The organism is Mycobacterium sp. pUA109, assembly GCF_041287095.1.
Classification (GTDB): Bacteria; Actinomycetota; Actinomycetes; order Mycobacteriales; family Mycobacteriaceae; genus Mycobacterium.
Genome location: NZ_JBGGKS010000008.1, coordinates 118,897 through 133,025 on the forward strand (window position 1 = coordinate 118,897; position 14,129 = coordinate 133,025).

The following is a 14,129-nucleotide window of genomic DNA, read 5'->3' on the forward strand; positions in this document are numbered from 1 at the left end:
ACCGTGAACCGCCTCCGATGGCTGGCGCTGGCGCTGTGCCTGACCCCCGCCGCGTGCAGCAGCGTCGTCGCCGGCAGCCCGCACGCCGCCGACCGGGGTGGTGCCGCGCCCGGCGGCCCCATCCAACCGGCCCAACTCGACCAATTGCTGACCCCGTCGGATTCGCTGGCGGTGGTCCCGGGCAGCCCGCTGTTCGAGACCAACATGCAGGCGGCGATCTTCATCGCCGCCGACCCGGCGGACTGCCACGGGGTGGTGGGGTTCGGTCGATTCCCGCTGTTCCCGACCGACTACACCGGCCGCGAGGCCCGCACCCAGGTCGACAACTCCGCCGACCAGCACCAACTGCTGGAAGCGTCGGCGACCTACCCCAGCGACTTCGATGCGACGGGATTCCTGACATCGGTGCGCGACACGGTCACCCGATGCCAACACCCGGTCAGCGCGTGGGGCGACGACGAGAAGCGGTGGACGGTGGACCCGACGCCGTTGACCGAAAGCGCACCCGAGATCGCGCACTGGTCAACGAATCTGGCTGGCGAGCAGTGGATCTGCGAATTTTCGGTGATCGCCAAGGCCAACGTGATCGCCGAGCTGGTCACCTGCTCGCCGGATCGCTCCATCGACAATCAGGCGCTGGCCGCGCAGCGGCTCGCGAAAATCGACGAGCTGCTGCACTCCACCGCGTAAAGCCGGTTAGCCGCCGTTGGACAGGCAGACCGTCAGCACCGACCCGGTGCGCTGGGACACCTGCGAGCCATCGACGGTGATCGTGCAGGTGACTTCCTCACCGATGTTGGCCACGGTCACGCTGGCCGGCGTCGAGGAGTCCAGGGTGACTTCCTTGCTCCACGGCAGCGGCACGTTGAACTCGTTTTGCACCACGCCGTCGGCGTCGGTGTAGATGATGCTCATCGCCCGCCCCGACCCGGTGACGCTGTAGACCACGGTCTGGGGTGCGCCCGAGCCGGACGTCGTGGTGGGCGGGGTGCCGCCGGTGCCCGGCTCGGTGGTCGTGGTGGCCGGGGACCGGCCGCTGGTGGTCGGGACCGGGCTGCGGGTGCCGGCCTTGGTGCTGGGCGTGCCGGGAAACGGCGTGACCGTGGCGGACTTGTTGGCCGACCCGTTGGCGATCACCAGCGCGATGACCAGCCCCACCACCAGCAGCACCGCCGCGCCGGCGGCCAGCCACAACCACTTCGGTGATTTCGGCGGCTCCGGCGGCGGGGGCTCACTGCCGGTCGGCTGCGGTTCGGCCTGCCCCCACTGCTGGGCGGCCGGCTCGGTCGGGCCCGGCGGGTAGGCGGATTCGTAGCCGGGGCCATACGTCGGGGTTTGACCCGCGTAGGCCGGATCGGTGTACGACGGATAGCGGTAGGTGGCCGGGTCCGTCGGGTCAGCTCCCTGCCAGCCCGACTGCCCGGGTCGATACGGATCGCTCATGCACACCTCATGGCTTGCAGGGTACCTGCGCGCCGATCCGGTGCTCATCGTCACCGGTCACGTGCAGCGCGGCCAGGGTCATCGCCCGCATCAGCGCCCGCGAACGCGCCGACGGCGTCGGCCGGCCGCCGGCGGGCTTGATGCTGTGCGGCGTCGAGTTCAGCAGGCCGAACGCGGCGTGCGCCATCAGCCGGGCGTCGGACTCGGCCAGCGTGGGATCGCCCTCGCGCAGCACCTCGACCCAGATCTCCACGTATCGGCGTTGGGCGTGCCGCACCTGCCGTTCGGCGGGCGCAGGCAGATACGCGAGGTCACGGTCCTGAATGCGGATGAGATCCGGCTCCCCGAAGACGAAGTCCAGGTGGAAGTCGATCAGCTGGCCCATCGTTGTCGCCGCACCGGATCCCTGCGCCCGGATCCGCTGGGCACCGGTCAACAGCCGGGTACTGATCCCCGCCAGCAACTCCACCAGCAGCGACTCCTTATTGGGGAAGTGGCGGTAGATGGCCGGGCCGCTGACGCCGGCGGCGGCACCGATGTCCTCCAGCCGCACCGCCTGGAACCCGCGCTCGGCGAACAGCCGCTCGGCGGCCGACAACAACTGGCCGCGCCGATCGGATTTCAGCTGGCTTCGGCGACTGGGTACCTCCGCGTCGCTACCGCGGCCGGTGGGGGCGGACGCTGCCATCACGGCTCCTAGACACTTCGGTTAATCGTCACTAACGTAACACGCGTTAGTCCTGGTGACCTTGACCTTCGCGATCCGGTGGAGGACGACGTGGCGGCGGATTCCTACGCCCGCGGGCAGACCCACCCGGCGTTGCTGGAGACGACGATCGGCGCCAACCTGGCGGCCACCGCGGCGCGGTTCCCGCAGCGGGCGGCGCTGGTCGACGTGGCGGCCGGGCGCCGGTGGAGTTACGCCGAGCTGCTCGCCGAGGTGCGCCGGTTGGCCACCGGGCTGGTGCACGCCGGGATCGGACCCGGTGACCGGGTGGGGATCTGGGCGCCGAACCGGTGGGAATGGGTGCTGGTGCAGTACGCGACCGCCGAGATCGGCGCGCTGCTGGTGACGATCAACCCGGCCTACCGGGGTCATGAGCTGGAATACGCGCTGCGCCAGTCCGGTCCGGCGATGGTGATCGCGGCCCCCGGCTTCAAGGGCTCCGACTACGTTGCGATGCTGGCCGAGGTGGCGCCGCGGTGCCCGGAGCTGGGGGAGGTGGTGTTTTTCGACAGCCGCCGCTGGGATGAGCTATCCGGTGCCCAAGCCGACCCGCCGATGTTGGCGCAGATCGCGTCACGGCTGGCTGCGCGCGATCCGATCAACATCCAGTACACCTCGGGCACAACGGGATACCCGAAGGGCGCGACGCTGAGCCACCGCAACATCCTCAACAACGGTTATTTGGTGGGGGAGCTGCTGGGCTACACCGAGGCCGACCGGGTGTGCATCCCGGTGCCGTTCTATCACTGCTTCGGGATGGTGCTGGGCAATCTGGCGGCCACCAGTCACGGTGCGGCCATGGTGATTCCGGGACCGGGTTTCGATCCGGTCGCCACGTTGCGCGCGGTGCACGACGAGCGGTGCACCAGCCTGTACGGGGTGCCGACGATGTTCATCGCCGAGCTGGGCGCGCCGGATTTCGCCGGCTACGACCTGACCAGCTTGCGCACCGGGATCATGGCCGGCTCGCCGTGCCCGGAGACGGTGATGCGCACCGTGATCGAACGCATGCACATGGCCGAGGTGGCCATCTGTTACGGCATGACCGAAACCGCGCCGGTGTCCACCCAAACCCGGGCCGATGACTCGCTGGCGCGGCGGGTGAGCACCGTCGGGCGGGTGTGCCCACACCTGGAGATCAAGGTGATCGACCCGGACACCGGGGCGAGGGTGCCGCGCGGAGCGGTGGGCGAGTTCTGCACCCGCGGCTATTCGGTGATGACCGGCTATTGGAACGAGCCGGACAAGACCGCGCAGGTCATCGACGCCGACGGCTGGATGCACAGCGGGGATCTGGCGACCATGGATGACGACGGCTATGTGCAGATCACCGGCCGGATCAAGGACATGGTGATCCGGGGCGGGGAGAACATCTACCCCCGCGAGATCGAGGAGTTCCTCTACACCCATCCCGACGTGGTGGACGCCCAGGTCATCGGGGTGCCCGACGCGGTGTACGGGGAGGAGCTGATGGCGGTGGTCACACTGCGGGACGGGGCCCCGGAGCTGACGGTCGAGGGGCTGCGCGCGTTCTGCACCGGGCGGCTCGCGCACTTCAAGATCCCGCGCTACCTGCGCGTGGTCGACGAGTTCCCGATGACGGTCACCGGGAAAATCCGCAAAGACCTGATGCGCGCCCAGGCCGTCGAGTACCTGAGCGGCTGACAGCGGGGCGCGGGAATGCTATTGTCACTGTCAGTTAATGATTATTAACTGAAATCGAGAGGCGGGTGGCGATGGACAAGGTCGTGGCCACGGCGGCGGAGGCCGTCGCCGATGTGACCGACGGGTCGTCGCTGGCCGTCGGCGGGTTCGGGCTGTGCGGCGTCCCCGAGGCGCTGATCGCGGCGCTGCTGGAGTTGGGCGTCCGCGATCTGGAGACGGTGTCGAACAACTGCGGTGTCGACGGGATCGGCCTGGGCCTGCTGTTGGAGCACAAACGGATCCGGCGCACGGTCAGCTCCTATGTCGGTGAGAACAAGGAATTCGCCCGGCAGTTTTTGTCCGGTGAGCTCGAGGTGGAGTTGACCCCGCAGGGCACGCTGGCCGAGCGGCTGCGCGCCGGTGGGGTCGGCATCCCGGCGTTCTATACCCCCAGCGGGGTCGGCACGCAGGTCGCCGACGGCGGCTTGCCGTGGCGTTACGATTCCTCCGGTGCGGTGGCGGTGCCCTCGCCCGCCAAGGAGACCCGGGAATTCGACGGGCGCACTTACGTTCTGGAGCACGCGATCCGCACCGACTTCGCCCTGGTGCACGCCTTCCAGGGCGACCGGCACGGCAACCTGGTCTACCGCGAAGCGGCGGCCAACTTCAACCCGGACTGTGCGGCGGCGGGCCGGATCACCATCGCCGAGGTCGAGCACCTCGTCGAGCCCGGCGAGATCGACCCCGCGCAGGTGCACACCCCGGGTATTCACGTGCACCGGGTGGTGCATGTGCCCAACCCGGTGAAGCGAATCGAAAAGGAGACGGTGCGATCATGACGGGTTGGAGCCGTGATGAGCTGGCCGCGCGGGTGGCCGCCGAGCTGCGCGACGGGCAGTACGTCAACCTTGGCATCGGCCTGCCCACGCTGATCCCCAACCACATTCCGGCCGGGGTGACCGTCGTCTTGCATTCGGAGAACGGCATCCTGGGTGTGGGGCCGTATCCGCGCCGCGAAGATTTGGACGCGGACCTGATCAACGCCGGCAAGGAAACGGTGACGACCCGGCCCGGCGCGTCGTTCTTCTCGTCGTCGGCCTCGTTCGGGATCATCCGCGGCGGGCACCTCGACGTCGCGGTGCTGGGCGCCATGCAGGTCTCGGCCGTCGGCGACCTGGCCAACTGGATGATCCCGGGCAAGATGATCAAGGGCATGGGCGGGGCGATGGACCTGGTGCACGGGGCGCGGCGGGTGATCGTGATGATGGAGCACACGAATGACGGCAACCCCAAGATCGTCGAACACTGCAGCCTGCCGCTGACCGGGGCGCGCTGCGTGAACCGCATCATCACCGACCTGGCCGTCATCGACGTCGGCGACCACGGTCTGCACCTGGTGGAGACCGCGCCCGGGGTGTCCGTCGACGAGGTCATCGCCAAAACCGAACCGCCGCTGACGCTTCCGGCCACACCATGACAACGGTGGCAGTCGAGTCGTTCGCCGACGAGCACCGTCGGCTGGTGGCCGAGCTAAACGCCAAGCTCGCGTCCGCGGCCCGCGGCGGCAGCGAGAAGGCCCGGGCGCGTCACGTCGCGCGCGGCAAGTTGTTGCCCCGCGACCGGGTGGACCGGCTGCTGGATGCGGGCAGCCCGTTTCTGGAGCTGGCGCCGCTGGCCGCCGGCGGCATGTACGACGACGAATGCCCCGGTGCCGGCATCATCACCGGCATCGGGCGGGTGTCGGGGCGGGAATGCGTGATCGTCGCCAATGACGCGACGGTCAAGGGCGGCACCTACTACCCGATGACCGTCAAAAAGCACCTGCGCGCCCAGGAGGTGGCGCTGGGCAACCGGCTGCCGTGCCTGTATTTGGTGGACTCCGGCGGCGCGTTTTTGCCCCGCCAAGACGAGGTGTTCCCGGACCGCGAGCACTTCGGGCGGATCTTCTACAACCAGGCCACGATGAGCGCCCGGGGCATCCCGCAGGTGGCCGCGGTGCTCGGCTCGTGCACCGCCGGCGGCGCCTACGTGCCGGCGATGAGCGACGAAGCCGTCATCGTCCGCGAGCAGGGCACGATCTTTTTGGGCGGCCCGCCGCTGGTCAAGGCCGCCACCGGCGAGATCGTCACCGCCGAAGAACTCGGCGGCGGCGAGTTGCACTCCCGGGTCTCCGGGGTCACCGACCACCTGGCCGACGACGACGAGCACGCGCTGCGCATCGTGCGCCGGATCGTGAACACCTTCGGGCCGCGCGAACCCACCCCCTGGGAGGTGACCCGCACGCGAGAACCGCAGCACCCGGCGACCGAGCTGTACGACGTGGTGCCGCCGGACCCGCGGGTGCCCTACGACGTGCACGAGGTGATCACCCGGCTGGTCGACGGCAGCGAATTCGCCGAGTTCAAGGCCGAATACGGCAAGACGCTGGTGACCGGCTTCGCCCGCATCCACGGTCATCCGGTCGGCATCATCGCCAACAACGGGGTGCTGTTCGGCGAATCCGCCGTCAAGGGCGCGCATTTCATCCAGCTGTGCGACAAACGCCGCACCCCGCTGCTGTTCCTGCAGAACATCGCCGGGTTCATGGTGGGCCGCGACTACGAGGCCGGCGGCATCGCCAAACACGGCGCCAAGATGGTCACCGCGGTGGCCTGCGCCCGGGTGCCGAAGCTGACCGTGGTGATCGGCGGCTCCTACGGCGCGGGCAACTACTCGATGTGCGGGCGGGCGTATTCGCCGCGGTTTCTGTGGATGTGGCCCAACGCCCGGATCTCGGTGATGGGCGGTGAGCAGGCCGCGTCGGTGCTGGCCACGGTGCGCGGCGACCAGCTCGACGCGGCCGGCACCCCGTGGACCGCCGAGCAGCAAGAGCAGTTCAAGGCGCCCATCCGCGACCAATATGAAGCCCAAGGCAACCCGTACTATTCGACCGCGCGGCTGTGGGACGACGGCATCATCGACCCGGCCCAGACCAGAACCGTGGTGGGCCTTGCGCTTTCGGTGTGCGCGAACGCGCCGCTGGACCCGGTTTCCTACGGCGTTTTCCGGATGTGAGCGGCATGTTCAATACGGTGTTGGTGGCCAACCGCGGCGAGATCGCGGTGCGGGTGATCGCCACGTTGCGGCGACTGGGCATCAGGTCGGTGGCGGTCTACAGCGACGCCGACGCCGGCGCCCGGCACGTGTGCGAGGCCGACACCGCGGTGCGGCTGGGGCCGGCCCCGGCCCGCGAAAGCTACCTGCACATCGACAAGGTGCTCGACGCCGCCGCGCGAGCCGGCGCGCAGGCCATCCACCCCGGCTACGGGTTCCTCTCGGAGAACGCGGATTTCGCCGCGGCCTGCGAGCGCGCCGGGGTGGTCTTTTTGGGCCCGTCGGCGCGCGCCATCGAGGTGATGGGCGACAAGATCGCCGCCAAGAACGCCGTCGCGGCCTTCGATGTGCCGGTGGTGCCCGGGGTGGCGCGGCCCGGCCTGACCGACGACGACCTGGTCGCCGCGGCCGAGCAGGTGGGTTATCCGGTGCTGGTCAAACCGTCGGCCGGCGGCGGCGGCAAGGGCATGCGGCTGGTCGAGGACCCCGCGCAGCTGCGGCCGGCCCTGGTCGGGGCGCGGCGGGAGGCGGCGTCGTCGTTCGGCGACGACACGCTGTTTGTGGAGCGGTTCGTGCTGCGCCCCAGGCATATCGAGGTGCAGGTGCTCGCCGACGCCCAGGGCAATGTGGTGCACCTGGGGGAGCGCGAATGCAGCCTGCAGCGCCGCCACCAGAAGGTCATCGAAGAGGCGCCGTCGCCGCTGCTGGACCCGGGCACCCGGGCGCGGATCGGCGCGGCGGCCTGCAACACCGCCCGCAGCGTCGACTACCTGGGCGCCGGCACGGTGGAGTTCATCGTCTCCGCTGACCGCCCCGACGAGTTTTTCTTCATGGAGATGAACACCCGGCTGCAGGTCGAGCATCCGGTCACCGAGGCCGTCACCGGCCTGGACCTGGTGGAGTGGCAGCTGCGGGTGGCGGCCGGGGAGAAGCTGCCGTTCACCCAGGACGACATCGAGCTGCGCGGCCACGCCATCGAAGCCCGGGTCTACGCCGAGGACCCGGCGCGCGAATTCCTGCCCACCGGCGGGCGGGTGCTCGACGTCGTCGACCCCGGCGGGCCCGGGGTGCGGGTGGACTCGTCGCTGCAGCCGGGCACCGTGGTGGGCAGCGACTACGACCCGATGCTGGCCAAGGTGATCGCGCACGGCGCCGACCGCGCCGAAGCGCTGGCACGGCTGGATGCGGCGCTGGCCCAGACCGCGGTGCTCGGGGTGCAGACCAACATCGAGTTTCTGCGTTTCCTGCTGGCCGACGCGCGGGTGACCGCCGGGGACCTGGACACCGGATTGCTGGATCAGCGGCTGGCCGACTTCGCGCCGACGCCGGCGCCCGACGACGTGCTGGCCGCCGGCGGCCTGTATCGCCAGTGCGCGCTGGCGCGCCGGGCGGGCGGAAACCTGTGGGCGGCGCCCAGCGGGTGGCGGGTCGGCGACGCCGCACCGGTGCGCACCGCCATGCAGACTCCGCTGCGCACCGAGACGGTCTCGGTGTGGGGGCTGCCGGAGTCGGCGCGGGTACAGGTCGGCGACGGTGAGATCGGCTGCGCCAGCGCGCAACTGCGCGACGGTCAGCTGAGTGTCACGCTGGACGGGGTGCGCCGGTGCTTCGCGGTGGCCGAGGCGGACCGGCACCTGTGGATCGCCGACGAGCGGGGCACCTGGCAGCTGCGGGAGGCCGAGGAGAGCACCGTGGTCCGGTCCGTTGGCCCGCGGCAGGCCGAGATCGTCAGCCCGATGCCCGGCAGCGTGATCGCCGTGCACGTCACCTCGGGCGCCGAGATCCCCGACGGGGCCGCGGTGGTGGTGGTCGAGGCGATGAAGATGGAACACACGCTGACCGCGCCGATCGCCGGCCGGGTCGACGTGCTGGTGTCGGTCGGCGACCAGGTCACGGTGGACCAGGTGTTGGCGCGACTGATCCCGGAGAACGCGGAAGAGGACGAGAAGCCATGACGACGAGCATCACCACGGCCACACTGCCCAACGAATACCAGGAACTACGCGACACGGTGGCCGACTTCGCGCGCACCGTGGTCGCGCCGGTGGCGGCCAAACACGATGAGGAGCACAGCTTCCCGTACCAGGTCATCGCCAAGATGGGGGAGATGGGGCTGTTCGGCCTGCCGTTCCCCGAACAGTACGGCGGCATGGGCGGCGACTACTTCGCGCTGGCGCTGGCGCTGGAGGAACTCGGCAAGGTCGACCAGTCGGTGGCGATCACGCTGGAAGCCGGGGTCAGCCTGGGCGCGATGCCGATCTACCGGTTCGGCACCGAGCGGCAAAAACAGCAGTGGCTGCCGGCGCTGACCGCCGGCACCGCGCTGGCGGCGTTCGGGCTCACCGAACCGGGGGCGGGCTCCGACGCCGGCGGTACCCGCACCACCGCCCGGCTGGACGGCGGGGAGTGGGTGATCAACGGGTCCAAGCAGTTCATCACCAACTCGGGCACCGACATCACCTCCGCGGTCACCGTCACCGCGGTCACCGGAACCCGCGCCGACGGCAAGAAAGAGATCTCCACGATCATCGTCCCGTCCGGCACACCGGGATTCACCGTGGAGCCGACCTACAACAAGGTCGGCTGGAACGCCTCGGACACCCACCCGTTGACGTTCGCCGACGCCCGGGTGCCCGAGGAGAACCTGCTGGGCGCCCGCGGCACCGGGTATGCGAACTTCCTGTCCATCCTCGACGAGGGCCGCATCGCGATCGCGGCGCTGGCCACCGGGGTGGCGCAGGGCTGCGTCGACGAAAGCGTGAAGTACGCCGGCGAACGGGAATCGTTCGGCCAGCCGATCGGGTCGTATCAAGCGATCAGCTTCAAGATCGCCCGGATGGAGGCGCGGGCCCACGTCGCGCGCACCGCCTACTACGATGCGGCGGCCAAGATGCTGGCGGGCCAGCCGTTCAAGAAGGAGGCGGCGATCGCCAAGATGGTGAGCTCGGAGGCGGCGATGGACAACGCCCGCGACGCCACCCAGATTCACGGCGGCTACGGTTTCATGAACGAGTACCCGGTGGCGCGGCACTACCGGGATTCCAAGATCCTTGAGATCGGAGAGGGCACAACGGAGGTGCAACTCATGCTTATCGCGCGATCATTGGGGCTCGCGTGACCGCCCGCGAGCGCCAATCTGACGACGGTTCGTCGGCGCGTCGCGTCGCAGGAATGCCACTCGGCGCGGGAAAAACCGTCGAGCAGCGTGGGCTGTGGTTCGAGGAATACGAGATCGGCACCACCTACGCGCATCGGCCCGGGCGCACGCTGACCGAAGCCGACAACGTGTTGTTCACCACGTTGACGATGAACACCCAGTCGCTGCACCTGGATGCGGCGTGGGCCGGGCAGCAGCCCGGTTTTCGGGGGGAGCGGCTGGTGAATTCGATGCTGACGCTGTCCACGCTGGTGGGACTGTCGGTGGCGCAGCTGACGTTGGGCACCATCGTGGCGAACCTGGGTTTCACCGAGGTGTCCTTCCCCAAACCGGTGTTCCACGGCGACACCCTGTACGCCGAGACCGTGTGCACCGACAAGCGGGAATCCAAAAGCCGCCCCGGGGAGGGCATCGTCACCCTCGAGCACATCGGACGCAACCAGGACGGTGAGGTGGTGGCGCGCGCGGTGCGCACCACCCTGGTGCGCAAGCGGCCCGCCGAGGTCCCGGCATGAGTAGCCTGCGTGCGGCCGGCCCGGCGTGGTTGTTTTGCCCGGCCGACCGTCCGGAGCGGTTCGCCAAGGCCGCCGCGGCCGCCGACGTGGTGATCCTTGACCTCGAAGACGGGGTTGCGGCCGCCGACCGGCCCGCCGCCCGCAAGGCGCTGCTCGACACCCCGCTGGACCCGGCGCGCACCGTGGTGCGGGTCAACCCGGCCGGCACCGAGGATCAGGCCCGCGACCTGGAGGCGCTGGCGCACACCGGCTACACCACGGTGATGCTGGCCAAAACCGAATCTGGCGCCCAGGTCACCGCGCTGGCGCCGCGCGCGGTGATCGCGTTGATCGAGACCCCGCGCGCGGCGGTGTTCGCCACCGAAATCGCCGCCGCCGAGGCCACCGTGGCGTTGATGTGGGGCGCCGAAGACCTGGTGGCCGCGCTGGGCGGCGGGTCCAGCCGGCGCGCCGACGGCGGCTACCGGGATGTGGCCCGCCACGTGCGCTCCACGGCGCTGCTGGCCGCCTCGGCGTTCGGGCGGATGGCGTTGGACGCCGTGCACCTGGACATCGCGGATCTGGCCGGTTTGGAGGCCGAGGCACTTGACGGTGCGGCGGTGGGGTTCGACGCCACCGTGTGCATCCACCCCAGCCAGATCCCGGTGGTGCGCAACGCTTACCGCCCGGCGCCGGACAAGGTCGACTGGGCGCGTCGGGTGCTGGCCGCCGCCCAGCACGAGCGCGGCGTGTTCGCGTTCGAAGGCCAGATGGTGGACTCCCCGGTGCTGCGGCACGCCGAGGCGATCCTGCGCCGTGCGGAGTAGCGCAGGTCTTGGTCCGGCAACGGCGGTAGCGAGTTCAGCCATGTTGTATGTACAGTTGGCGTACAGAGGCGAACTGACATGACAAGCACCGAACGGCTCCATTTCAGGGTTCGCGCCGACACGCAGGCGCGGCTGCGCTCGGCAGCGGAACTAGAGCGCGAAACGCTGACCGAGTTTGTGCTCTCTGCCGCCGAGGAACGAGCGGACGCGGTCCTGTCCCGGCAGACGACTGTCCCGGCCGACTTCTTCGATGCGATGTTCGATGCGCTGTCTGAGCCGCCACGCCCTAATGCGGCGATGCGACGAATCGCCCGCTCGGCGCGGGTCTCCCAGCACGAGTGAGCCGGCCCGGTGTTCGTCTGCTCGAGGTACGACGAACGATTCGCCACTGAGGAGTTCGACTGCGGGAACACGGTGCTCAGTGCGTGGTTGACCCGGCATGCGAGAACCGCACAAGCCAAACGCACCACGCAAGTGTTCGTATGGACGGAGTCTGGCGACCCCGTAGTGCTGGGCTACTTCACGCTGTCAGCGCACGAGATCGTCGCGACCGACCTACTACGGCGGCTGTCCCGGGGTATGCCGGAGCGGATGCCCGCGGTGCTGCTTGGCAAGCTGGCGTTGGACCGGCGATTGCACGGCCAGGGGCTGGGCGGGCAGTTACTGTTCGACGCCTACCTTCGCGTGCTGGCCGCGACGCGCATCGTCGCCGCGCGCTACCTCGTGGTCGACGCCATCGACGATGCGGCCGTTGGCTTCTACGAACACTACGGCTTTAGTCGCGTACCGGCCCAGGCTTCGATGCGCATGGTGCGAAAAATCAGCGACCTCGAAGCTGATGTTGAGTTCGACGCCTAACCGCCGCTCCGCGTGACCGCGGCCTGCGAGCGGTGTTCGACGGCGACCGGCAGTGACCGGTGTCCGCGCAGCACGGGGCTGCCGATCCGGGTCGGCACGCCGGCGCGGGCCAGGTGCGGCAGCCGTCGCGCCAGCGTCTCGATCGCTGCGCGGCTTTCCATGCGAGCCAGCGCATTGCCGAGGCAAAAGTGGATGCCGGAACCAAACGCGATGTGCTCGCCGGGTTTTCGGTCGAGGCGGAACTCGTCCGGGTTGTCCCAACGGCGGGGGTCGCGGTTCGCGGACCCGATCAGGGGCAGCACCCGGGCGCCGGCGGGGATGGTGGTGCCGGCGATCATGATGTCGGCGGTGGCGATGCGGAGCAGGCCTTGCCCGGGCCCGTCAAAGCGCAGCGTCTCTTCCACCGCGGCCGCGGCCAAGGATGGTTCGGCGCTGAGCTGCTGCCATACAGTCGGCCGGTCCAAGAGCGCCAGCATCGCGTTGGAGATCAGGTTGGTGGTCGTCTCGTTGCCGGCGACCAACAGCAGCACACAGAAATTGATCAGTTCGGCCAGGCTCAGCGCCTCGGTGTCGCGATCGCCGGTGACCAGCAAGCTGACCAGGTCGTCGCCCGGGTTGCGGCGGCGGGTGCGCACCGTGCGGGCGAAAAACCATGCGATTGCGACCGCGCTGGCCACCATCTTGGTCTTGCTGCCGTCGGTGAGCAGCCCGTTGACCAGATTGTCCGACCAGCGTTTGAAGTCGTCGTGGCGCTCGGCGGGAATGCCCATCATCTCGGCGATGACGATCGTCGGCAGCGGGGAGGCCAGGTCGGTGACGAGATCGATCGGGGCGCCGTCGGGCTTGGCGGCGATGTCGCCGACCAGGCGGTCGGCGATGTCTTGGATCCGGGGTTCCCAGGCGGCGATTCGTCGCGGGGTGAACGCGCGGCTTACTTTGCGGCGCAACTCGGTGTGCTGCGGCGGATCGCTGGTCAGCAGGGTGCGGATCGGCGCCACGCGGCCGAGGAGTCGGGCGAGCAGGCCGGGGACCTTCATAGTGGGGTTGAACGGGTTGTCGGCGAAGCGCGATGCGTTGCACAGGTCGGAGGAGAACCGCGTCGCGTCGCGGACCGCGACCGCCACGTCGTCGTAGCGGCTGAGGATCCACAGATCCGGATCCGGGCAGTGATACACCGGATGCGCGTCCCGTAGCCGTGCATAGTGCGGGTAGGGGTCCGCAATGACCGTTGGGTCGTTCAAATCGAAGGGGATTGGTGTCATGTCGGTGCTCCGATCGCGGTCATCAGGGTGTGGACCCATTGCCGAACGAAGCGGTCCTCATCGATCCCGAACGGGCGGTCATCGTGCAGATACGCGGCGATCCAATAGTTTTCGATCGCCCCGAGCCAAATGGCGGTAATGGCCTCAAAGTCACGCTCGACTGAACCGTCTTGCGGCGCTTTATCTTCGAGCCACTTAGCCAGGAACTGACGCGACCGGGCGAACAGCCGGTCCCGGGCTTCGGCCATCACCGCCGGGAAGCGGTCGCCCTCTTTGGCCATCACCCGGATCAGGTCACGCCAGTTCGTCATCAGCACCAGTGAGCCGCGCGCCACCAGGGTCAGCTCGGCCGCCAAATTACCCAGCGACAGCATCGGCGCGAGGGTGAAGCTGATGTCGGCGGTCTGGATGGCGCGCTCGACGGCGGCGGCCAACACCTGTTCCTTTGATCCGAAATGGGTGTACAGCGCTCCCGAGCGCGGTGACAGCCCGGCGGCCTCTTCGATCGATGCGACCGACGTGCCGGCATATCCGTGGTCGGCGAACAGGCGCAGTGCTTCGTTGAGGATGCGGTCCCGCGTACTGTCGGCCATCCGACGCCCGTCCAATCAATCACTTGGATTG

Annotated in this window: 15 protein-coding genes; 11 read left to right on the top strand and 4 right to left on the bottom strand. The window is 69.1% G+C overall.

What is annotated here, in order from left to right; translation table 11 throughout:
- The first annotated feature begins 3 nt into the window (after positions 1-3).
- Positions 4-690, top strand: a complete 687-nt coding sequence (locus ACAG26_RS11420) for a sensor domain-containing protein (RefSeq protein WP_370482258.1) — start codon at positions 4-6, stop codon at positions 688-690.
- 6 nt (positions 691-696) lie between these two features.
- Here ACAG26_RS11420 and ACAG26_RS11425 read toward each other — a convergent pair whose 3' ends face one another.
- Both ACAG26_RS11425 and ACAG26_RS11430 read right to left on the bottom strand, forming a co-directional pair.
- Positions 697-1,443: an MmpS family transport accessory protein gene (locus tag ACAG26_RS11425; RefSeq protein WP_370482260.1), complete on the bottom strand. Its 747-nt coding sequence runs from the start codon at positions 1,441-1,443 to the stop codon at positions 697-699.
- A gap of 7 nt (positions 1,444-1,450) precedes the next feature.
- Positions 1,451-2,131 carry a TetR/AcrR family transcriptional regulator gene (locus tag ACAG26_RS11430; protein WP_370482262.1) on the bottom strand — a complete coding sequence of 227 codons (681 nt, stop codon included), beginning with the start codon at positions 2,129-2,131 and terminating at the stop codon, positions 1,451-1,453.
- Positions 2,132-2,209: 78 nt separating this feature from the next.
- Between ACAG26_RS11430 and ACAG26_RS11435 the strand changes: the two genes are divergently transcribed.
- From ACAG26_RS11435 to ACAG26_RS11480, 10 genes are all read left to right on the top strand, one after another.
- The gene (locus ACAG26_RS11435; RefSeq protein WP_370482264.1) at positions 2,210-3,835 is read left to right on the top strand and encodes an AMP-binding protein; all 1,626 of its coding nucleotides are present in this window, start codon (positions 2,210-2,212) and stop codon (positions 3,833-3,835) included.
- A 71-nt stretch (positions 3,836-3,906) separates the two neighbouring features.
- The gene (locus tag ACAG26_RS11440; protein WP_370482266.1) at positions 3,907-4,653 is read left to right on the top strand and encodes a CoA transferase subunit A; all 747 of its coding nucleotides are present in this window, start codon (positions 3,907-3,909) and stop codon (positions 4,651-4,653) included.
- Positions 4,650-5,291, top strand: coding sequence for a 3-oxoacid CoA-transferase subunit B (locus ACAG26_RS11445; protein WP_370482268.1), 642 nt, complete (start codon positions 4,650-4,652; stop codon positions 5,289-5,291). The genes ACAG26_RS11440 and ACAG26_RS11445 overlap by 4 nt, the downstream gene beginning before the upstream one ends.
- Positions 5,288-6,868 carry a carboxyl transferase domain-containing protein gene (locus ACAG26_RS11450; RefSeq protein WP_370482270.1) on the top strand — a complete coding sequence of 527 codons (1,581 nt, stop codon included), beginning with the start codon at positions 5,288-5,290 and terminating at the stop codon, positions 6,866-6,868. Before ACAG26_RS11445 ends, ACAG26_RS11450 begins: the two co-directional genes overlap by 4 nt.
- 5 nt (positions 6,869-6,873) lie before the next feature.
- A complete protein-coding gene (locus tag ACAG26_RS11455) occupies positions 6,874-8,862 on the top strand; it encodes a biotin carboxylase N-terminal domain-containing protein (RefSeq protein WP_370482272.1) in 1,989 nt (662 codons plus the stop codon).
- Positions 8,859-10,025: an acyl-CoA dehydrogenase family protein gene (locus tag ACAG26_RS11460; RefSeq protein ID WP_370482274.1), complete on the top strand. Its 1,167-nt coding sequence runs from the start codon at positions 8,859-8,861 to the stop codon at positions 10,023-10,025. Before ACAG26_RS11455 ends, ACAG26_RS11460 begins: the two co-directional genes overlap by 4 nt.
- A gap of 53 nt (positions 10,026-10,078) precedes the next feature.
- Entirely contained in the window at positions 10,079-10,579 is a 501-nt protein-coding gene (locus tag ACAG26_RS11465; RefSeq protein ID WP_370482276.1) for a MaoC family dehydratase, read from the top strand.
- Positions 10,576-11,385, top strand: a complete 810-nt coding sequence (locus ACAG26_RS11470; protein WP_370482277.1) for a CoA ester lyase — start codon at positions 10,576-10,578, stop codon at positions 11,383-11,385. The genes ACAG26_RS11465 and ACAG26_RS11470 overlap by 4 nt, the downstream gene beginning before the upstream one ends.
- Before the next feature lie 78 nt (positions 11,386-11,463).
- A complete protein-coding gene (locus ACAG26_RS11475; RefSeq protein WP_370482278.1) occupies positions 11,464-11,727 on the top strand; it encodes a DUF1778 domain-containing protein in 264 nt (87 codons plus the stop codon).
- Between the two features lie 165 nt (positions 11,728-11,892).
- Positions 11,893-12,243 carry a GNAT family N-acetyltransferase gene (locus tag ACAG26_RS11480; RefSeq protein ID WP_370482279.1) on the top strand — a complete coding sequence of 117 codons (351 nt, stop codon included), beginning with the start codon at positions 11,893-11,895 and terminating at the stop codon, positions 12,241-12,243.
- Here the strand turns inward: ACAG26_RS11480 and ACAG26_RS11485 are convergent.
- Positions 12,240-13,505: a cytochrome P450 gene (locus ACAG26_RS11485; protein WP_370482280.1), complete on the bottom strand. Its 1,266-nt coding sequence runs from the start codon at positions 13,503-13,505 to the stop codon at positions 12,240-12,242. The two genes, ACAG26_RS11480 and ACAG26_RS11485, sit on opposite strands and share 4 nt — an antisense overlap.
- A complete protein-coding gene (locus ACAG26_RS11490) occupies positions 13,502-14,098 on the bottom strand; it encodes a TetR/AcrR family transcriptional regulator (RefSeq protein WP_370482282.1) in 597 nt (198 codons plus the stop codon). Before ACAG26_RS11490 ends, ACAG26_RS11485 begins: the two co-directional genes overlap by 4 nt.
- Between the last annotated feature and the right edge of the window lie 31 nt (positions 14,099-14,129).